Source organism: Pseudomonas sp. 1L-C-7-B-C1, from assembly GCF_057291635.1.
The window spans coordinates 55,030-75,664 of sequence record NZ_JBXAWH010000017.1 but is presented as its reverse complement, the minus strand read 5'-3'; the positions used below and the strand labels follow the sequence as shown (position 1 = coordinate 75,664).

The 20,635-nt window shown below is 60.0% G+C and carries 17 protein-coding genes; 3 read left to right on the top strand and 14 right to left on the bottom strand.

Annotated elements, in window-relative coordinates; translation table 11 throughout:
* Positions 1 to 37: 37 nt before the first annotated feature.
* The 12 genes from AC0Z8Z_RS23400 to AC0Z8Z_RS23345 form a co-directional block, all read right to left on the bottom strand.
* Positions 38 to 664 (bottom strand): class I SAM-dependent methyltransferase, encoded by a 627-nt coding sequence (locus AC0Z8Z_RS23400; RefSeq protein ID WP_485620689.1) that lies wholly within the window; start codon positions 662 to 664, stop codon positions 38 to 40.
* 352 nt (positions 665 to 1,016) lie between these two features.
* A complete protein-coding gene (locus AC0Z8Z_RS23395) occupies positions 1,017 to 1,661 on the bottom strand; it encodes a methionine ABC transporter permease (RefSeq protein WP_122536756.1) in 645 nt (214 codons plus the stop codon).
* Entirely contained in the window at positions 1,651 to 2,778 is a 1,128-nt protein-coding gene (locus tag AC0Z8Z_RS23390) for a methionine ABC transporter ATP-binding protein (RefSeq protein ID WP_485620688.1), read from the bottom strand. The genes AC0Z8Z_RS23395 and AC0Z8Z_RS23390 overlap by 11 nt, the downstream gene beginning before the upstream one ends.
* Before the next feature lie 2 nt (positions 2,779 to 2,780).
* The gene (locus tag AC0Z8Z_RS23385; protein ID WP_485620687.1) at positions 2,781 to 3,575 is read right to left on the bottom strand and encodes a MetQ/NlpA family ABC transporter substrate-binding protein; all 795 of its coding nucleotides are present in this window, start codon (positions 3,573 to 3,575) and stop codon (positions 2,781 to 2,783) included.
* Between the two features lie 207 nt (positions 3,576 to 3,782).
* On the bottom strand, positions 3,783 to 5,150 hold the full coding sequence (locus AC0Z8Z_RS23380; protein ID WP_485620686.1) for an LLM class flavin-dependent oxidoreductase: 1,368 nt from the start codon (positions 5,148 to 5,150) through the stop codon (positions 3,783 to 3,785).
* Entirely contained in the window at positions 5,150 to 6,355 is a 1,206-nt protein-coding gene (locus AC0Z8Z_RS23375; RefSeq protein ID WP_485620728.1) for an SfnB family sulfur acquisition oxidoreductase, read from the bottom strand. The genes AC0Z8Z_RS23380 and AC0Z8Z_RS23375 overlap by 1 nt, the downstream gene beginning before the upstream one ends.
* Positions 6,356 to 6,392: 37 nt before the next feature.
* A complete protein-coding gene (locus AC0Z8Z_RS23370; protein ID WP_485620685.1) occupies positions 6,393 to 7,634 on the bottom strand; it encodes an SfnB family sulfur acquisition oxidoreductase in 1,242 nt (413 codons plus the stop codon).
* 519 nt (positions 7,635 to 8,153) lie between these two features.
* A complete protein-coding gene (locus AC0Z8Z_RS23365; protein ID WP_205486008.1) occupies positions 8,154 to 8,888 on the bottom strand; it encodes a hypothetical protein in 735 nt (244 codons plus the stop codon).
* A gap of 571 nt (positions 8,889 to 9,459) precedes the next feature.
* Positions 9,460 to 10,203 (bottom strand): L-cystine ABC transporter ATP-binding protein TcyN, encoded by a 744-nt coding sequence (gene tcyN, locus AC0Z8Z_RS23360; RefSeq protein ID WP_485620684.1) that lies wholly within the window; start codon positions 10,201 to 10,203, stop codon positions 9,460 to 9,462.
* Between the two features lie 3 nt (positions 10,204 to 10,206).
* Positions 10,207 to 10,875, bottom strand: coding sequence for a cystine ABC transporter permease (gene tcyL, locus AC0Z8Z_RS23355; protein ID WP_485620683.1), 669 nt, complete (start codon positions 10,873 to 10,875; stop codon positions 10,207 to 10,209).
* The gene (tcyJ, locus tag AC0Z8Z_RS23350) at positions 10,872 to 11,669 is read right to left on the bottom strand and encodes a cystine ABC transporter substrate-binding protein (protein ID WP_485620682.1); all 798 of its coding nucleotides are present in this window, start codon (positions 11,667 to 11,669) and stop codon (positions 10,872 to 10,874) included. Before tcyJ ends, tcyL begins: the two co-directional genes overlap by 4 nt.
* A 230-nt stretch (positions 11,670 to 11,899) precedes the next feature.
* Positions 11,900 to 12,901 carry a D-cysteine desulfhydrase gene (locus AC0Z8Z_RS23345; RefSeq protein WP_485620681.1) on the bottom strand — a complete coding sequence of 334 codons (1,002 nt, stop codon included), beginning with the start codon at positions 12,899 to 12,901 and terminating at the stop codon, positions 11,900 to 11,902.
* A gap of 215 nt (positions 12,902 to 13,116) precedes the next feature.
* Between AC0Z8Z_RS23345 and epsC the strand changes: the two genes are divergently transcribed.
* Together epsC and betT are read left to right on the top strand one after the other, a co-directional pair.
* A complete protein-coding gene (gene epsC / locus AC0Z8Z_RS23340; RefSeq protein WP_485620727.1) occupies positions 13,117 to 14,061 on the top strand; it encodes a serine O-acetyltransferase EpsC in 945 nt (314 codons plus the stop codon).
* 519 nt (positions 14,062 to 14,580) lie between these two features.
* On the top strand, positions 14,581 to 16,536 hold the full coding sequence (gene betT, locus AC0Z8Z_RS23335) for a choline transporter BetT (protein ID WP_485620680.1): 1,956 nt from the start codon (positions 14,581 to 14,583) through the stop codon (positions 16,534 to 16,536).
* 109 nt (positions 16,537 to 16,645) lie between these two features.
* On the opposite strand, the gene AC0Z8Z_RS23330 is transcribed toward betT, so the two are convergent.
* Positions 16,646 to 17,398: an SDR family oxidoreductase gene (locus AC0Z8Z_RS23330; protein WP_485620679.1), complete on the bottom strand. Its 753-nt coding sequence runs from the start codon at positions 17,396 to 17,398 to the stop codon at positions 16,646 to 16,648.
* A gap of 238 nt (positions 17,399 to 17,636) precedes the next feature.
* On the opposite strand from AC0Z8Z_RS23330, the gene mgrA reads away from it, so the two are divergent.
* Positions 17,637 to 18,674 (top strand): L-glyceraldehyde 3-phosphate reductase, encoded by a 1,038-nt coding sequence (gene mgrA, locus AC0Z8Z_RS23325; protein WP_485620678.1) that lies wholly within the window; start codon positions 17,637 to 17,639, stop codon positions 18,672 to 18,674.
* A gap of 162 nt (positions 18,675 to 18,836) precedes the next feature.
* Here the strand turns inward: mgrA and AC0Z8Z_RS23320 are convergent, their stop codons facing one another.
* Entirely contained in the window at positions 18,837 to 20,576 is a 1,740-nt protein-coding gene (locus tag AC0Z8Z_RS23320) for an amidase (RefSeq protein WP_485620677.1), read from the bottom strand.
* Positions 20,577 to 20,635 lie beyond the last annotated feature (59 nt).

The following is a 20,635-nucleotide window of genomic DNA, read 5'->3' as shown; positions in this document are numbered from 1 at the left end:
ACCCGGTGTTCAGGACGCTACTGCAGCCCCCAAACCGTCATACCTTGCGCCAGACACTCGCCAGCCACGGCTGCTGCTCCCTCGGCAATCCCGGCGGTCGGTAGTAGTGCTCGACTTCGCTGAACCCGGCCTCGGTCAGTAACGCGCTCCACGATTCGAGATCATGAAATGAACCGAAGCGCTCGCCTTTCCAGCCTTCCTGATTGTCGCCCCGGGGATTGGAGCTGAACAGCACGCCGCCGAGCTTCAACGCGCCGTGCAGCTCGCGCAGCACCCGAGGCAACTCCTGTCGGGGGACGTGGAAAAGCGAGGCGTTGGCGAATATGCCGTCGAAACGTTCGGCGGGCAGATTCAGCTCAAGGAAGTTCTGATGGAGCACTTCGCAGCCGCTGTCGGCGCGGGACATCTCAGCGAAGCGTTCGGAGCCGTCCAGTCCGGTGGCGATGTGGCCCATGGCAGAAAATGTCTGAAGATCACGCCCTGGCCCGCACCCGAAATCGAGAATCTGGAACGGCGCCAGGCCGGTGATGTTGCGCAGCAACGCATCAATGTTCTGGCTGACGTCATGATCACGAGTGCCTTCGCGAAAGCCCTCGGCGACCTCATTGTAATTGCCGAGGGTAGTGGCGGTGATCTGGGCGAGATCATGTGGGTCGAGTTTCATCGTGCGGCCGTCTGAGCGTGGAAAGCCGCCAATATACCCCGCTCACGAATTGCAATCTCCTGGCGGAACCGCATGCCTTTTGGTAGGACCGGCTTCAGCCGGGAAGAGGCCGTTGGCAGCATCATTAATTTTGCAGTGTGACGCCTGACGCTTTCCCGGCTAAAGCCAGTCCTACTGAATGAACGCATGCCGTTAGTGGGACTGGCTTCAGCCGGGAAGAGGCCCGTGGCAGCACCATTAATTTTGCAGTGTGACGCCTGACGTTTTCCCGGCTAAAGCAAGTCCTACTGAATCAACGCATGCCGACAGTGGGACCGGCTTCAGCCGGTCCTGCAGGGAAGGCGCCCTTTGATCACCGCTTGTTCAGCCGCAATGCCAATCGATCCCCGCCCAACTGAATCACCGCCACCAAGATCACCAGCAACACGATCACCGTGAGCATCACTTGGGTGTCGAACCGTTGATAACCATACCGATAAGCGATGTCGCCCAAACCGCCAGCGCCAATCGCACCGGCCATGGCCGACGAATTGATCATCGTCACGATGGTGATGGTGAATCCGCCGACGATGCCCGGCAGTGCCTCGGGCAGCAGCACGTGCCAGACGATGTGCCAGCGGCGGCAGCCCATCGCCTGGGCCGCTTCGATCAAACCATGGTCAACTTCGCGCAGGCTGACTTCCGCAATACGCGCGAAGAACGGTGTCGATGCGATGGTCAGCGGCACCACCGCCGCCCATACGCCGTAGGTCGTGCCGACGATGAGCCGCGTGAACGGGATCAGCGCAACCATCAGAATCAGGAACGGCACTGAACGGAAGATATTCACGAACGCGCCCAGTACACGGTTTACATTGGGCGCTTCAAAAATGCCGCCTTTGCCGCTGGTGACCAGAATCACCGCCAGTGGAATGCCCAGTATCAATGCGATCAGCGACGACACGCCGACCATCAGGAAGGTGTCGATAACGCCCTGCCAGAGACGATCAAGCCACATAACCCAGTACCTCCGCCTGATGCGCGTGCTTGCGGGCGCGATTGAGCAATTCCTCCGCTGACAGCGGCGAGTGACTCACCGCCAGCAACAGATGACCCAGTGCACGCCCTTGAATACGTTCGACCCCGCCATGCAGCAGGCTCACGCGCCCGCCAAAGGCATTGAACAGCGCGGACAGGTCAGGCTCCTTGCCATCGCCGCCGGTGAATTGCAGATCCAGCACAACGCTGGCGTGATGATTGGAAGGCTGCGGTTGCAAGCGCGCGTGAACATCCTCTGGCAGCGCATGTTGCAGCGGTGCCAGCAGTGTTCTGCTCACCTCATGCTGCGGATCGCCGAATACCTGCCAGACCGGGCCCTGCTCAACGACTTCACCTTTTTCCAGCACCACCACGCGGTCGCAGATTTCTCGAATCACCGCCATCTCGTGGGTGATCAGAATGATCGTCAGCCCGAGGCGTTGATTGATCTCGCGCAGCAGGCCCAGAATCGATTGCGTGGTCTCCGGGTCGAGGGCCGAGGTCGCTTCGTCGCACAGTAGAATCGCCGGATCATGCACCAGCGCCCGGGCAATGCCGACGCGCTGCTTCTGCCCGCCCGACAACTGCGCCGGATAGGCCCTGTGCTTGCCCTCCAGCCCGACCAACTCCAGCAGTTCGGTAACTTTGCGCTGGCGCTGCGCCTTCGGCACGCCCGCGACCTTGAGCGGCAGCTCGACGTTCTGCCACACAGTTTTAGCCGACATCAGGTTGAAATGCTGAAAGATCATGCCGATGCGTCGGCGCAGCGCCACCAGCGTGTCTTCATTGAAGTCGCCGATGTCCACCTGATCGATCAGCACGCGGCCGCTGCTGGGTTTCTCCAGACGATTGATGGTGCGGATCAGCGACGATTTGCCAGCGCCGCTGCGGCCGATGATGCCGAACACCTCACCGCGCTGGATATCCAGATCGATGCCCTGAAGCGCCGGCACCGGGCCTTGCGGGCCTTCATAGACCTTGCCCAGATTGATGAAGCGCACATGGGCGTGTTGCTTCTCCGGGTGCAGTTCTGATTGCTCGGCGGCATGAGGAGCAGCACTCTCAAGCGTCAAAGCGCGTTGGGCGGATGCCGTCATGATCAGTTCTTCCAGCCAACCTGATACAGCGAGCCATTGACCTTATCCAGGGAGGCGCGCACGACCGGCGAGTGTTGGTAGATGTCGATGAACCTGGCCAGACGCGGGTCATTCTTGTGGTCCGGTTTGATGATGAACTGAATGACGTATTCCGGGTGGTCGAGGCCGTCGAACAGGATCGCCGAGCCGGCGTCGAAGGTCTTCGACAAACGAATGTAGGCCGGGTAGCCCTGTACCAGATCGGCATCGTCATAGGCGCGCACCAGTTGCACGGCTTCGACCTGAATCAGCTTGATCTTCTTCGGGTTGGCGGTGATGTCGTCTTCGGTGGCCTTGTAGCCAACGCCCGGCTTGAGGGTGATCAAGCCAGCCTTGGCCAACAGTTGCAGGCCGCGGCCACTGTTGATCGGGTCATTGGCGATTGCGACGGTGGCACCGGTTGGCAGCTCATCGAAGCTTTTGTACTTCTTCGAATACAGCCCGACGTTGTTGATGATGCCCGGCGCGTAGGGCACGAGATCGAAACCCGACGCGGCTTTGGCATTCTCCAGAAATGGGATGTGCTGGAAGTAATTCACGTCGATGTCGCCGGCGTTGAGGCTGACGTTGGGCGCGATCCAGTCAGTGAATTCCACCAGCTCCACCTTCAGGCCCTGTTTCTCGGCTTCGGCGACGGCCGCTTCCAGCGGTATGGCAAACGCGGCGGTGGTGCCGACTTTGAGCGGTTGATCGGCAGCGTGGGTGACGCCGGCAAACAGGCCTAAGGACAGCGCGAGGGTGAGGAGGGTTTTGATCATTGAGGGGTAATCCGTGTCAGTGGTCTGGTTTGAATGCTTGGGTGTCTGTGAAGCCGTCTTCGCGAGCGGGCTCGCTCCCACATGGATTGGGACCGGTCACATCATTTGTGAATAAAAATCTTTCTACTGTAGGAGTGAGCTTGCTCGCGAAGGCGGCGGTTCAGGCACACATACAGTGACTGACACAGCGCGTTCGCGGGCAAGCTCCTACAGGTTGGTCTGTGTTCTATAGCTCGCCCCCGCATGCCGTTCCGGCAGTCTTGCGTCACCGCCCTCAAACAGCTTCTCGCGCAAGGTGCCGTGCTCGTAAGCGGTCTTGTACGAACCCCTTCGCTGCAGCTCCGGGATCACCAGATCGATGAAATCCTCGTAGCTCTCCGGAGTGACGATGCGGGTCAGGTTGAAGCCGTCCAGGCCGGTTTCCGCAATCCACGATTCCAGCTCGTCGGCCACCTGCTCGGGCGAGCCGATCAGCGTGATGTAACGGCCGCCCAAGGCGTGCTGATCGAGTAACTTCTGACGGGTCCAGTCGTTGTTCTTGAGAATCTTCGTCGCTGACTGAATGGCGTTGCCCTTCACGTGCTGGATCGGCTCGTCGAGCGCGTAGTCGGCAAAGTCGATGCCGGTGGACGCGGCAAAATGGGCGAGCCCGGCCTCGGCGCTGGCGTAAGTCAGGTATTCCGCATGCTTGGCCCGGGCCGCTTCTTCGGTGGGGCCGACGATGACGTTGAGGCCCATGAACACCTTGATGTCATCCGGGTTGCGCCCGGCGGCCACCGCGCTCGCGCGGACCTTGTCGACCTGCTCGCGGGTTGCGGGTTTGTTCTGCGCGCTGATGAACACGCACTCGGCGTTGCTGCCGGCAAACTGCAGACCGCGCTCGGAGCTTCCGGCCTGGAACAAAACTGGCGTGCGCTGTGGCGACGGCTCGCACAGGTGATAACCCTCCACCTGATAGAACTCGCCGCTGTGCCGCACGTAGTGGACCTTTTCCGGCTGCGCGTAGATGCGCGCCTGACGGTCCTCGATCACCGCATCGTCCTCCCAACTGCCTTCCCACAGCTTGTACAACACCTCCAGGTATTCATCGGCCTGGTCATAGCGGCGGTCATGTTCGATCTGCTCGGTCAGGCCCATCGCGCGCGCGGCGCTGTCCAGATACCCGGTGACGATGTTCCAGCCGACGCGTCCGCGCGTCAGGTGATCCAGGGTCGACATGCGCCGGGCGAACAGGTACGGCGCCTCGTAGGTGAGGTTGGCGGTCAGGCCGAAGCCGAGGTTTTTGGTGACCGCGGCCATGGCCGATACCAGCAGCAGCGGATCATTCACCGGCAACTGAATCGACTCCTTCAGCGTGACGTCCACCGAGTTCTGATAGACGTCATAAACCCCGACGATGTCGGCGATGAACAAGCCGTCGAACAGCCCGCGCTCCAGCAACTGCGCCAGATCTGTCCAGTAGTCGAGGGTCTTGTACTGGGTCGACGTGTCCCGGGGGTGAGTCCAGAACCCGTGATTGATGTGGCCGATGCAGTTCATGTTGAACGCGTTGAGCAGGATCTTTTTCTTGCTCATCAAATCGTCCCCCGGCGTGGCGGGTTGACGTCATTGAGGTAGTAATTGCCGATGGCGTGGTACTTCCAGCGCACCGGGTCGTGCAACGTGTGGACCCGCGCGTTGCGCCAGTGCCGGTCAAGGCCGTGCTCCGCCAGCGTGGCTTGGGAACCGGCGAGTTCGAACAAGGTGCTGCCGGCTTCCAATGAGATCTCGGTGCTGATCGCCCGCGCTTCCGCCACGGCGATCGATGCCTGCGCCAGACTTTCCGGCGTCGTCTCGGCCTGGGCCCGATCAAGGCATTCGCCCGAACGTTCGAGCAAGGCTTCGGCGGCGTGAAGACGAATGCCGAGTTTGCCAAAGCTGTGCAGCGTCAGCGGGTCATCAACGGCTTTTTCGATGCCGGAGTCGATCCATGGCCGCGTGCGGGTGCGTACGAAATGCAGCGCGTCTTCAAATGCGGCGCGGGCGATGCCGGTGTCGATGGCGGCATGGAGGATCTGCGCCAAAGGGCCGACAGTGGTCGGGCGCTCGAAGGCAGTTTGAAACGGCACCACGTCATCGGCTTCGACATACACGTTATCGAACACCACTGAGCCGCTGCCCGTGGTGCGCTGGCCGAAGCCGCTCCAGTCGTCGATCACGCTCAGCCCTGCTGCATTCGCCGGCACGAACGCCAACTGCTGCACGCCGCTGTCATCCACGACCGAGGTCGGTATGCGTTGTGCGTAAAGGGCGCCGGTGGCGTAGAACTTGCGGCCGTTGATGCGCCAGCCATTGCCGTCGCGACTCAGTCGGGTGGTGCGGTCGTGGGCGGTTTTGGTGCCCAGTTCGGCCAGCGCATTACCGAAGCGTTGACCGGCGAGGACCTCGGCGTACAGCCGCGCCTGCTGCGCCGGGCTGCCGTTGACCCGCAGGACTTCCAGCGCGTAGAAGTGGTTTTGCGGGATCTGCCCTAGCGAAGCGTCGGCCGCAGAGATGATTCGGATGACTTCGGCCAGGGTGATATTGGACACGCCGGCGCCACCAAAGGCCTTCGGCACGCTGATGCCCCACAGGCCCGAGCGCGAAAACGCCTCCAGTTCCTGATGGGGAAGCCGCCGTTCACGATCTCGAATGGCACTCTGTTGTCTGAAATTTTCCGCCAACGTGCGCGCGATGCGCAGCGCCTCGGCGTCGTCACGAATGATCGCGGTCACGGCGGTCGCCTGCGTGTCACGCGGCAAGGGTTGAAGGCTCATAGGTGTGCTTCCAGTGCTCTGGTTATATCCAGGAGTGACGGGCAGGCAAGGCGCCATTCAGGTGCCAGGCGCCGACGGCGTGGACCTTCCAGCGCACCGGGTCGTGGAGGGTGTGAACCCGCGCGTTGCGCCAGTGACGATCAAGATTGAATTCGGCCAGCGTCGCGCGACTGCCCGACAGCTCGAACAGTTTTTCGCTGGCGAGCAGGGCGACCTGTGTCGTCAGCACCTTGGCTTCGGCAACCACGATGGACGCCCGCGCCGCTGAGTGTTCGTCGATGGGTTCGGCGGCAATTTCATCCAGCACACGGCCAGCCCTGCGCAACAGTGCTTCGGCGGCGTGCAGTTCGAGTTTCAACTTGCCGATGTCGGCGATCACATACGGGTCGTCGCTGGCACGCTCGACATTGGCGTCGATCCACGGTCGCGAACGCTCACGCACAAAACGGATGCTTTCGTCGATGGCTTCCCGGGCAATGCCTGCATCAATGGCCGCCTGGATCAGTTGCGACACCGCACCCTGAATGTTCGGCGCCAGGCCCAGTTTCCAGTTATCAACAACCAGCTCGCCACTCACGCGCACGTTTTCCAGCAGCACGCTGCCGCTGGCGGTGGTGCGCTGACCGAAGCCGGACCAGTCGTCGATGATGTACAGCCCCGGCGTCCCGCGTGGCACGAACACCAGCACCTGCTTGCCGTCGTCATTGATGGCCTTGACCGCGACCCAGTGGGCGAACAACGCGCCGGTCGAGTAGAACTTGCGGCCGTTGAGCAAAAACTGGTCACCGTCTGCAGTCAGTCGCGTACGGATATCGAGGGTGTTTTTGGTCCCCCGCTCTGGGCCGCCATTGCCGATGCGTGCGCCGCCGAGAACGCTGGCGAAGAGGGTTTGTTTCTGAGCCTCTGAGGCGCTACCGATCAGCGAATTGAGAATACCGAAGTGGTTTTGCGGAATCTGGCCCACGGCAGGGTCGGCTGCCGACAGGATGGCGAAGACTTCGGCGAGGGTCACGAATGAGACCTGTGGCCCGCCATAGATCCGCGGTACCGAGATGCCGCCCAGACCACTGCGGGTGAACAGCTCGATTTCCGACCAAGGTAATTGCCGCTCACGGTCTCGCATGGCGGCATGGGTGCGCACGACGGCGGCCAGTTCATGGGCCGCCGCAATGGCGTCGGCATCGTTGCGCAGTAGGTTGGCGGGGAGCAGGGGAGGAGCCACGTCCAGGGTGTGCTGGACAGAGAGTGCGTTCAGATCAGTCATGGTGGTGACCTTCACGAGCGCGAGCACTGGAGTCGTTGTGCTTAACCATTCGAACCTCGAATCAATACCGCGGTGGCGGCGAGCAATGACGATGGTCCGGTGGTCCGGTGCATATACCCTAAGCGTGTATAAAAATTAAATAAACTCACATTTAGGAATAAGCATAGAAGGTGATACGTCGGCTGCCGTCGCCGTCGCCAGCGCCGTGGCTTGGGTGTAGGTCAGGCATGAACCGATAGCCAGGGCCAGAATCATGTACTTGACGATATGTCTGCAGGGCATGGTGGACACCTCGTGAGGGGTTTCACCGCAGGCTAGCAGTCTGTTTTCGCGTAGTGAGGAGGGGACCTGTAGGACGCTGATGCAGATGATGTGGGAGGTTTCCTCTCAGTGACTGATCTGTGGCGTCGATCACGTTTGCGGCATGTGATTGGAGGCGCGAGGCCAGAGGAGGCGGGCGGCAGACGTGTCGCAGCGCGTTGATGCTGCGCCGCGACAGCGTCCTGAAGGGGGCCGTTATCAAGTTTCGGCCTCATCGGTCATGTCGGTCGCCACCTTGATTAACCGCGGCGGCGCCCAGCGCGAGTTGTTTCCGACACGGTCAATCACGCAATAGCTCACCTCCAGATGCGGATCATCGCCCGCCTCGCGCACCAACTCCGCCGGTACGTCCACAACAATAGGCATACCGACGTCGTCTTGAGTGAGCGCTGGCAGATCCAGACGCATGTCGCCCCAGCGCAGGGTGATTTCATCGTAGGCGTCCATGTTGGGATAAGCGTCGAGAGTGAGTTGCACGCCCTCATCGAAGTGGCGCGCCGTCAAACCGCCTTGCATGACTGACTCGGCAAACGTCACGGGTGCCAGTCCCTGATTCTCATCACCCTCGCCGCTAACCAATTGACCGCCGGGAGTCTCCAGTTTGACCCATAGCTTGGCACCGGGCGACTTAATGGGTTCGCTGCCTATCTTTGTAACGCGATAGTAGGTTTTAACTTTTCCACTTCGAAGAAAACTTTCGGGTACATGTAGGACGGATGTATGTCCGATGTCAGACTCTGATAGAAGTTTTGATGCGGCATAACAGCCTCCCCAAAACAATTCGATCAAGTCACCGCAGTCCATCTCTGGCCAGGGATCAATGTGTACCTGCAGATCGGCCGCCGCAAGGGCGCCAATCCCGTGCTTGTTCGACTGCGGAAGATACGGGGCCATCAGCTTGAAAGACTGAGTCATTACTGGGGTATGGATCATCTTTAATACTCTTCGAATGTGTGCCTGGGTTAAGGCAAGTCAGGTGGTTAATTCATCGCAACTGCAGCGTGAAAACGACTGGCACTAGTACACGCCGGGATGCGCAGACATGGCAAACATTACAAACGGTGGTAATTAGAGGGTTGCCGTTTTGGAAAGAAAATACACCGAGAGCGATTTCAGCTAATTGTGTTGCGATGTTTGTGTCAACCGTAATTAAGTTTTTAAAGTGTGTGTAACGCAAATGCGGAAGTTTCCTACACTTGTGCGTTGCTTATGGGGAGGGAAGTGTGACTGTGGTCCTACCTGAGCCGCCGGGCACGCGGTACTCCACAGCCAGCAAGCTGATGAGAAGTGTCAGCGGCAGTTATTTGTGGGTGAAGAAATGGTCAATCAACGTTGCGGGGAAGTGGAGAGAGTGAGGGCTGTTCGTATTGAAAAAATAGATAGATTGATGACGGCTAGCCGGCGTTGAAATAGTAGGACTTTTAGTGGGTCAACGCTTTTCTAAATATGAACGACAAAGAAAACGGCGCCTGTTGGCGCCGTTTTAAACACATAACGTGTCAGACTAATTCCTGCTGCGCTCAAGAAACTGCCTTGTGCGTTCTTCTTTGGGATTGGCGAACAGCGCTTTCGCTTCGCCCTGCTCGACGATGATGCCCTTGTCGATGAAGATCACCCGGTTGGCGACGTCCCGCGCGAAGCTCATCTCGTGGGTCACGATGACCATTGTGCGTTTCTCCAGCGCAAGAGCGTGAATCGTGTTGAGCACCTCGCCCACCAGCTCAGGATCAAGCGCCGAGGTTGGTTCGTCAAAAAGAATGACCTCGGGCTCCATGGCCAGCGCCCGGGCAATCGCCACACGCTGCTGTTGACCGCCGGACAGTCGACGTGGATACGCGTCCTCTTTGCCCGCGAGGCCAACCTTCGCCAACAGCGCGCGGCCAAGCTCAATGGCCTGTTCGCGGGGCATCTTCTTGACCACGGTCGGGCCTTCGATGACGTTTTCCAGCGCGGTGCGGTGGGGGAACAGATTGAAGTTCTGGAAGACGAACCCGACATGCTGGCGCAGTTGCCGGATCAAACCCTGCTGCTGGCTTAACGGGCGGCTCAAATCGACTTTGATGTCGCCCACGATAATGCTGCCGCTCGTAGGCACTTCCAGCAGATTCAGGCAGCGCAGCAGCGTGGTTTTGCCCGACCCGCTAGGGCCGATGATTGCCACCACTTCGCCAGGCTCGACCTTCAGGTCAATGCCCTTCAGCACTTCGTTGCCCTTGAATTGCTTGGTCAGTTTTTCAACCGTGATCATGCCTCAGGACTCCACATCGTGGCGGTTGGCCCGCGCTTCCAAGCGATTTTGAAAATGCGCCAGGATGCTGCACAGCACCCAATAGATCACCGCAACGGTGAGGTACATGGTGAAAATCTCCAGCGTCCGCGAGGAGATCAGCTGCGCCTGACGGAACACTTCCGGCACCTGAATGGTGGCGGCCATCGCCGTGTCCTTGACCAGTGAAATAAAGCTGTTGCCCAAGGGCGGCAACGCGGTGCGTGCAGCTTGCGGCAGAATGGCGCGGCGCATGGTCTGGGCGCGCGTCATGCCGATGCTCGCAGCGGCTTCCCATTGCCCTCGGTCCACCGACGCAATCGCGGCCCGAAGGATTTCGCAGGCATACGCGGCCATGTTCAGCGACAGGCCGATCAGCGCTGCGGTGATCGCATCCAGTTCAATCCCCAGGTCCGGCAGGCCGTAATAGATCATGAACAGCTGGACGAGCAGCGGCGTGCCACGGAAGAACGACACGTAAACCCTGGCAATGGCACTGATGACCCAGATCTTTGACAAACGCATCAGTGCCAGGCCGAAGCCCAGCACCAATCCGAAAAACATCGACCCCAGGCTCAAGCCCACCGTGTAATACGCGCCCTTGAGCAGGAAGGGCGCGGAATCCAGCGCGAGCTGAAGGCTCTCTGGGATCATTTGGTCACGTCAGCCTTGAAGTACTTGTCCGACAGCTTGGCGAGGGTGCCGTCGGCGCGCAGCTTGTCGATGGCTTTGTTGATCGCGTCCAGCAATTCAGGCTCACCCTTGCGCAGTGCGACACCGGATTCCTGACGGGAGAACGCTTCGCCGGATACCGCCAGCTTGTCCTTGGTCTTGGCAACCAGTTCCAGTGCAGCGAGGCGGTCGACGAGGATGGCGTCGATGCGGCCGACACGCAGGTCCTGGTATTTGGTCGGATCATCGTCGTAGGTTTTGACGATGGCATCAGGCACGTTGGCTTTCAGCCACTCTTCGTAGTTGGTGCCCAGGCCGACGCCGACTTTTTTGCCTTTCAGGTCAGCAGCGGTTTTGATCACGCCGACGTCTTTGGTCTGCACCAACGCCTGAATACCCGACACGGTGTAGGGTTCGGAGAAGTCGTACTTCTTCTTGCGCTCGTCGGAGATGGTCACCTGATTGACCACGACATCCAGACGCTTGGATTCCAGCGCAGCCAGAATGCCAGCCCACGGCGTGGCTTGCAGCTTGACCTTGACGCCCAGTTCCTTGGCCAGTGCTTCAGAGAACTCCACTTCAAAGCCGGTCAGTTTGCCGTCCTCACCCACGAAGCTGAACGGTGGGTACGTGCCTTCCAGGCCGACGTTGAGGGTTCCGTTCTTTTTGATGGTTGCCAGTTGATCGCCAGCCATAGCCTGGCTGACCAGACCCGTGCCCAGCATCAGGCTGAAGGCCGACAACAGAAAGGTGCGGCGGATTGCAGACATGTTCATGAAAGTCCCCTGGTTTAATTGGAATGTCAGGCAAGTATCAGACCCGACGAAGCTACGTTGGCATCACGCGTTTATCCAGCTTTTTCAGTCGCCTGCGGGGCTCTGCGCGCCGGCTGGCGGCGATCATAAGACTCGAATCCAGCGATGAAAAATAATAAAAAGCGGACCGCTTATCAGTTTTTCGAATAAATGGCCCGGACCGCCCTGTGAACAGGAGCGCGACCAAGGCCCTATCTCGCCGAGAAGACGTCTTGATACGCAAACAAGGCAGGCGCGCCGCCGGTATGGAGAAAGACGATAGGCCCGTCTTCGAAACGCTGCCGGCCAACGCCGTCGAGCAGTCCGGCCATGGCTTTGCCGGTGTACACCGGGTCCAGCAGCAGCCCTTCATGACTGGCCACCAGCCGAATCGCCGCAAGCGTGCCGGCATTCGGCTCGCCATACCGTGGGCCAAAGTATTCGTCCCACAGCTGCACCTTGAATGCGGCGGGCAGTGATTCGCCCAGCAGCTCTACCGTTTGCTCGGCCAAGCGCTGAACTTTGGGCGCCTGGGTTTCTTCCGGGCGCGACACGGTCACCCCAATCACCGATAACTCGGGCAACTCCTCGGCAAGGGCCAATGCCAGGCCGCTGTGGGTGCCGGCACTGCCAGACGCGAGCACGACGGCTGCGAATGAGAGGCCGCTTTGCTTGATCTGCTCGGCCAGTTCAAAACCTGCGCGCACATAACCCAATGCGCCGAGGGCATTCGAGCCGCCGATCGGCACCAGGTAGGGCTTTTTGCCGCTGAGGCGCAGTCGGCTCGCCAGGGCTTGCAGTTGCTCATCGGAGTTGTCGAGGTTCTCGACCAGCTCGACCTTGGTATCAAACAAATCCAGCAACAGGCGATTGCCGTTGCCCAGGTAATTGCTGTCGTCGGTTGCAATCGGGTTTTCCAGCAGCGCCACACAGCCCAGGCCGAGGCGGGCGGCGAGGGCGGCCGTCTGGCGCACATGATTGGACTGAATGGCGCCCGCGGTGATTAGCGTGTCGCACCCTTGAGCCAGGGCATCGGCCGCGAGGTATTCGAGCTTGCGCAGCTTGTTGCCGCCCATAGCCAGCGGCGTAATGTCGTCGCGCTTCACGTAGACGTCGCGGCCGACCCAGGTCGAAAGGCGTTCCAGCTTTTCGAAGGGCGTGGGACCGCCGAGCAATTCCAGACGATTAAAACGGGCGAGCTGTTGTTTGATCATGGTGGCGTCGACAGGTCTGCAATTGGGTCGCAGGACTATAGGCAGACGGTTCCTACAGGGCAACCGCCCAGCGTCCTTCATCCTCTGCGCAGAAGCCCCACGAAAATTGTTATTTTTTTGCCGCGAAGGGATGTCGTAGAGTGATTCCACTTCGGCCGTTACAGCCTGACTCGCCGTTGAATTGAGGAGAAATCTGCGTGAGCACTATTCCCGACCTGTCCCCGGAGTCCTGCGCCGAGGGCGTGACCGGCCACTGGCAATTGCAGCGGATTGTGGGCGAATTGCGCGCCGCGCGTGATGACTGGCGTACCAGCAACGGCCGAATCAGCGGCGAGAAGGGCGGCCGCGAACTGCCTTCCCGAGAGGCCATGCGCGACATTCTCGATGCGTTGTGCGGCGCGCTGTTTCCGATGCGGCTGGGGCCGGTGGACCTGCGCGAAGAGAGTGAGGATTTCTACGTCGGCTACACCCTCGACGTGGCGTTGAACTCGCTGCTCGACCAGACGCGGCTCGAATTGCGCTACGCCGCCCGGCAGAAAGGCCAGGATGCCAGCTGCGCGGATGTGCATGCGGAGCGGCTGATTCAGGATTTCGCCAGCGCGCTGCCGACCATTCGCCGCATCCTCGACACCGACGTGCTGGCGGCGTACCACGGTGACCCCGCCGCGCGCAGTGTCGATGAAGTGTTGCTGTGCTACCCGGGCATTCTGGCGGTGATTCACCACCGTCTGGCCCACCACCTGTACCACAACGGTTTGCCCCTGCTGGCGCGCATCAGCGCCGAACTTGCCCATTCCGCCACCGGCATCGATATCCATCCCGGTGCGCAGATCGGCCCGAGCTTTTTTATTGACCACGGGACCGGCGTGGTCATCGGCGAGACCGCCATCATCGGCGAGCGCGTGCGCATCTACCAAGCCGTTACGCTGGGTGCCAAACGTTTCCCGTCTGATGAAGACGGGCAATTGCTCAAAGGGCATGCGCGTCATCCGATCGTCGAAGACGACGTGGTGATCTATGCCGGCGCCACGATTCTGGGGCGCATCACCATCGGCAAGGGCTCGACCATCGGCGGCAATGTGTGGCTGACGCGCGGCGTCCCGGCGGGCAGCAACGTCAATCAGGCGAGCCTGCAGCACGAGGATGGTTGTCCGAAGTAGCCCGTCATATCGCAAATTTCAGGGTGCGCGCACTGTCCTCTTCCCGGCTGAAGCCGGTCCCACTAATCGACCGCGTACATAGTGTAGGACCGGCTTTAGCCGGGAAGTCGTCAGTCGTCATGTCGCAGATCTTCGGGTGCGCACGCTGGCCTCTTCCCGGCTGAAGCCGGTCCCACTGATCGATCGCGTACATCGTGTGGGACCGGCTTTAGCCGGGAAGGCGGCGTGTCACTCCGCAATTTATTCAGTTCTTTGAAAACCCTCCCGAACCCACGGAACGAAAGGCTTTCGGCGTCCGTCCTACCCTCGCCTGAGTGAGCGTCACGCCACTGTGCATTAGTCTCTGGCTGTCTTTTCGTGCTTTAATTGAACGTTCAATCAAGTTAAACCGGTGGTTCGCTGCCCGCTGATCTCAGGAGGCCTACCTTTGCCGCATTCACGTTCCATGATCGATCCCCTCGCCCGCGCGGCGGTATTCATATGAATAATTCAAGCGCTCCAAACGGCTCGGCTGTTCGCATGAACGGCCCCGTTTTCTACTTCGCCGCCAGCTTTATCCTGATCTTCGGACTGGTCGTGATCGGCTTCCCGGAAGCCTCGGGCGCCTGGTTGCTCGCCGCACAGAACTGGGCCGCCAACACCGTTGGCTGGTACTACATGCTGGCCATGACCTTGTACCTGCTGTTCGTTGTGGTCACTGCGCTGTCCGGCTACGGCAAGATCAAGCTTGGCGCTGACCACGACGAACCCGAGTTCAGCTACCTGTCCTGGGCGGGCATGCTGTTCGCCGCCGGGATCAGTATCACGCTGTTCTTCTTCTGCGTGTCCGAGCCGCTGACCCATATGCTGCAGCCGCCCCAGGGTGAGGGCGGGACCACCCAATCGGCACGTCAGGCCATGCAGCTGCTGTTTCTGCATTGGGGCCTGCACGGTTGGGGCGTGTTCGCCTTCGTCGGCATGGCGCTGGCCTACTTCGCCTATCGGCACAACTTGCCGCTGGCATTGCGTTCAGCGCTGTATCCACTGATCGGCAAGCGCATCAACGGCCCGATCGGCTACGCCGTCGACGGCTTCGGCATCATCGCCACCATCTTCGGCCTCGGCGCCGACATGGGCTTTGGTGTACTGCACCTGAATTCCGGGCTGGACTACCTGTTCAACGTGCCGCACACCCAGTGGATTCAGGTCGGTTTGATCACCCTCATGATGGGCGCGGCAATCCTCGTCGCCATCGCCGGCGTCGACAAGGGCGTGCGGGTCATGTCCGACATCAACATGCTGCTGGCCTGTGCGCTGCTGCTGTTCGTGTTGTTTGCCGGGCCCACGCAGCACCTGCTCAATACCTTGGTGCAGAACATTGGCGATTATCTCGGCGCGTTGCCGGTCAAGAGCTTCGATGTGTATGCGTACGATGGCCCAAGTGACTGGCTGGGCGGCTGGACCGTATTCTATTGGGCGTGGTGGATTGCCTGGTCACCCTTCGTAGGTCTGTTCATCGCGCGCATCTCCCGTGGTCGCACCATTCGTGAATTCGTCTGCGGCGTGCTGCTGATCCCGCTGGGCTTCACCCTGGCGTGGATGTCGATTTTCGGTAACAGCGCAATCGACCTGGTGCTGAACCACGGCATGGTTGCGTTGGGCCAGTCGGCCATCGAAGATCCTTCGATGACGCTGTATCTCATGCTGCAGACGTACCCATGGAGCCGGACGGTCATTGCCGTGACGGTGTTCATCAGCTTCGTGTTCTTCGTAACCTCGGCCGACTCCGGCACCGTGGTGCTTTCGACGCTGTCTGCCAAAGGCGGCAGCCCGGACGAAGACGGCCCGAAATGGCTGCGTGTGTTCTGGGGCGTGATGACTGCTTTGATCACCAGCGGCTTGCTGTTCTCGGGCAGCATCGATGCGCTGAAGTCTGCGGTGGTGCTGACCTCACTGCCGTTCTCGCTGATTCTGCTGCTGATGATGTGGGGGCTGCACAAAGCGTTCTACATGGAGTCTCAGCGCCAGATCGCTCAGCTGTACTCACTGGCACCGGTCTCCGGATCCCGGCGTGGCGGCTGGCGTCAGCGTCTGACCCAGGCCGTGGCGTTCCCGTCCCGTGATGAGGTTTACCGCTTTCTCGACCAGACCGTGCGCCCGGCGATTGAAGAAGTGACGGCAGTGTTTGTCGAGAAAGGACTGACCGTGGTGACTCAGCCGGATCCGGCCAATGACACAGTGGGCCTGGAAATCGGCCACGGTGAGGAGCGTCCGTTCGTGTACCAAGTGACCATGCGTGGCTATTTCACGCCGTCCTTCGCACGCGGCGGCATGGGCTCAAAACAGCTCAACAACCGCCGGTATTACCGCGCTGAAGTTCACCTGAGCGAGGGCAGTCAGGACTACGACCTGGTGGGCTATACCAAGGAACAGGTCATCAACGACATCCTCGACCAGTACGAGCGCCATATGCAGTTCCTGCACCTGGTGCGTTGAGGCTGCTTCTTTGCAGGCAAACACGTGCCCGCGATGGCGTCGTGTCGGTCCCCTAACCGGGACTGACACGAAATCTTCGCGGGCACGCGCGTTTCTGCAGTTTGGTTATTTACGCCAAGCCACCATTGGCCCGCAGCACCTGCCCATTCACCCAGCCTGAATCCGGGCCGGCAAGAAACGACACGACGCTGGCGATATCTTCCGGCTGCCCCAGGCGTTGCAACGGCGGCATGCTGGCGAAGTGCTGAATTTGCTCCTCGCTCTTGCCGTGCAGGAACAGTTCGGTGGCTACCGGACCCGGCGCGACTGCGTTCACGGTGATATTCCGCCCGCGCAGCTCTTTGGCAAACACATGGGTGAAGGCCTCGACGGCTGCTTTGGTCGCGTTATAGATCGCGTAACCCGGCAGGTTCAGCGCCAGTGCAGTGGTGGAGAAGTTAATGATGCGGCCGCCATCGTTCATCCGCGCGCCGGCCTCGCGCAAGGTGTTGAAGGTGCCTCGGGTGTTGATGTTGAACGCCTGATCGAACTGCTCATCGCTGGTCTCGGCCAGCGGCAACGCCTTCATAACGCCGGCGTTATTAACCAACACATCCACCTTGCCCAAGTGCGTCTCGGTTTGCTCGAACAACGCGCGGACTTCGTTAGTCTTGGCAACGTCGGCTTTGATCGCGATGGCCTGACCGCCATCGGCATTGAGCTGCGCAACCAGGGCGTCGGCCTCTGCCGCGCTGCTGGCGTAGTTCACGACCACCGCGAAACCGTCGTGGCTCAAGCGCCGGGCGATTTCAGCGCCGATACCACGGGAGGCGCCGGTGACGATGGCGACAGGGCGGGTGATGCGTGGGGTGGATTGCGTCATGGTGAGTCTCCGCTTCATTGAGAGTGAGTGCAGCTTCACATGGCAGACCGCGCTGATAAACGCCGCAGAAGCGCATTCATTGTTCTGCTGCAGCGAACAATGCAATGGCCCTGGCTATCTGTCAGCGCTGAAGCGAAGCGTTCGTCCACTCCCTTGAACCCCCTCGCCGCAGAGAAATCCGAGTAATCTCGCAGGTTCGTTTTGTGACCTGACTTCCATACAAGAAAGAGAGGACCGGATGACTTACATCGCTGCCGAGAACCGTTATGAACGCATTCCCTATCGTCGCGTAGGCCGCAGTGGCCTGGTGTTGCCAGCGCTCTCCATGGGTCTGTGGCACAACTTCGGTGACAGCACCCCGATCGACACCCAGCGTGCGATGCTGCGCACGGCCTTCGATCTGGGTATCAATCACTTCGACCTCGCTAACAACTATGGCCCGCCCTACGGCAGTGCCGAAATCAACTTTGGTCGCCTGCTCAAGGAAGACTTCAAGCAGTACCGCGACGAGCTGATCATTTCCAGCAAAGCCGGCTGGGACATGTGGCCGGGGCCTTACGGTCAGGGCGGCGGGTCACGCAAGTACGTGCTCGCCAGCCTCGACCAAAGCCTGCAGCGCATGGGACTGGACTACGTCGATATTTTCTATTCCCACCGCTTCGACCCGGACACCCCGCTGGAAGAAACTGCGAGCGCACTGGCCACGGCTGTGCAGCAGGGCAAAGCACTGTATATCGGGATTTCGTCGTATTCGGGTGCCAAAACCCGAGAAATCGCAGGTCTGCTGAAAGAGTGGAAAGTGCCGCTGCTGATTCATCAGCCGGCCTATAACCTGCTCAATCGCTGGGTGGAAAAAGACCTGTTGGACACCACCGAAGAACTCGGCTCGGGGGTTATCGCGTTCACCGCACTGGCCCAGGGGCTGCTCTCGGACAAATACCTGAACGGCATTCCAAAAGACGCACGGGTCAACCGTCCCGGCGGCGGCTCGTTACAGGCGGGACACTTATCGGAGCAGAACATCGAGCATGTGCGCGCGCTGAACGAGATCGCCAAGCGTCGTGGTCAGAGCCTGGCGCAGATGGCACTGGCCTGGACACTGCGCGATCCGCGCGTCACGTCTGCATTGATCGGTGCAAGCCGTCCGGAGCAGATCATTGAGAACGTCGGTGCCCTCGACAATCTGGATTTCAGTCAGGAAGAACTGGCCGAGATCGACCGGTTCGCGGTGGAAGGCGGGATCAATCTGTGGGAGAAGCCGTCTTCAGCGGAGTAAACGGCTCACTTCGCTGGGGGCGGGCATAGCTCACCGCCCCCAGCGGTGCACGCCAGTTCACTGTCAGATAAGGCTCGCCTCGATCCGTTACCAGTTGTGCTGGAGCGCTGGCTGGGCGCCAGGCGATGGCGAAGAAGGGCAGTTGTGCCGTCGGATCGCTGTTCATGGTCGCAGACTGCCTTCTCTGACCAGTGGATCTGTCGAGTTTTCGCGGGTGATTGGCCAGTAAGGCTGCGCAAGCAGTGCAGGCGCTCGAAGCTGAGGATCATCGGGGGCCTGTTGGTGGTACTCGGGATAATGGTGCTGATAGTCCAAGGCCGTCTGAACCAGACAGGCATCGCTGAAGCGTGGTCCCCAGAACGCGGCGTTTACCGGCAACGGTCTGGTGATGCCGGTAGTCCCATGGCCGATGGGAAAAGTCACCATCGGCCATCCCAATGCATTGGGCAGATCGTAATAGCGTCGTTGATTTTGCAATCCGGAAGGCTCGCCCAGTCCCAATCGAAACCCTACATGCGCGCCCAATGGCATGACTACCATGAAATCCACGCCCGCTTCATCCAGAGCGTCTTGCCATAAAGCCATCTGCGCGCGACGTCGCTGCTCCGCTTCTATTCGCACTGAGCACGGCATCTGTTCTATGACAGGGTGTTTGAATGCGGTGCCGTAGTAGCGCAGAAGTGTTTCCTTGTCGTCGTCAGGTCGGCCCGCGGCAAAGTCTTCGACGGCTTGCCAGTAATTCGCTTCGTATTGCTGGCAGTAAGTCGTCGCCATTACTGGTGTTACAGGTATGTAGGGGTTTTCAATCGTCCATAGGACGGGGCCTGCGTAATAAAGACGGTTCGCCTCATCGGCCATGTTCACTCCCTCAAAGTCGAGCACTCTTGCGCCGAGCTGCTGCAACTGCTGTTTGAAACGCTCAAACGCCAGTCCATAGTCGGGGTCGTAAGTGTGTCCCGGAGGAGCGTCTGAGGCAGACATCCAGTCAGTCTGTGGCACGCCTATCGTAAGTCCCGCCAGCGGGGTTTCTCCCGAACGTGGTGTGGTCGGCATCTGTGGAAACGGCAGCGGCGTGTACAGCGTCTGCGGATCGCCAATGGGATCAGGGCCTTGTATCGCGGCAAGGAGATGAGCCGCGTCCTGTACTGAACGTGCCATCGGCCCGACCACATCCCAACCTATGCGCAACGGCATCACGCCGCCGGTCGATACGTAGCCCAGCGACGGCTTGATGGCGCTGGCACCGTTGGCAGCGGCCGGAATGATCATGGAGCCGCCGGTTTCCTCACCCAGCGTTGCGACACACAGCCGAGCGATCGGGGCTATAGCGGATCCGGAGCTGGAGCCACCGGGCACTTTGTCCACATCCCAAGCGTTACACCCGAAATCACCGACGGTGCTGCCTGAAAAGCGTGAGCAAATGGTATGCCCCAACACGACAGCCCCCGCAGCGCGCAACCGGGCGACGGCGGTGGCATTGCGAAGTGCGAAATTGGTACTGAATTCCGGGGCACCATTCTTGCTCTCAAGGCCGACGATGCCTATGGAGTCCTTGACGCCAACGGGTATTCCGCAAAGCATCGGCGCGATGCCACGCGGATCGTCCGGATTGTTGATCCATGCGTCAGCGTCTTGTGATTGGGCGAGCGCCTGCTCGCGATCAATACGCACAAAGGCGTTATAGCCGCCATTGTCGTTGTAGGTTTCCAACGGGCCATTGAGCCGATCAATCCGCTCAAGATAGGCGAGGGTGATTTGTTGGGACGTCAGTTCACCAGTACGCAGCAATGCGGCCATTTCGACGAGCGAATAGTCGACCAGGCGCGCTGGAGTTTTGATTTGCCGACGTTTAAATCGTTGACCGATGCCCCATTTAAGGGCGTATTGCCATAATCGGTTCACGTGATTGAGCTCCCTGTCTCAGTGGTCGAGACGTCAGGAGCTAATCACTGTTGCCGTGC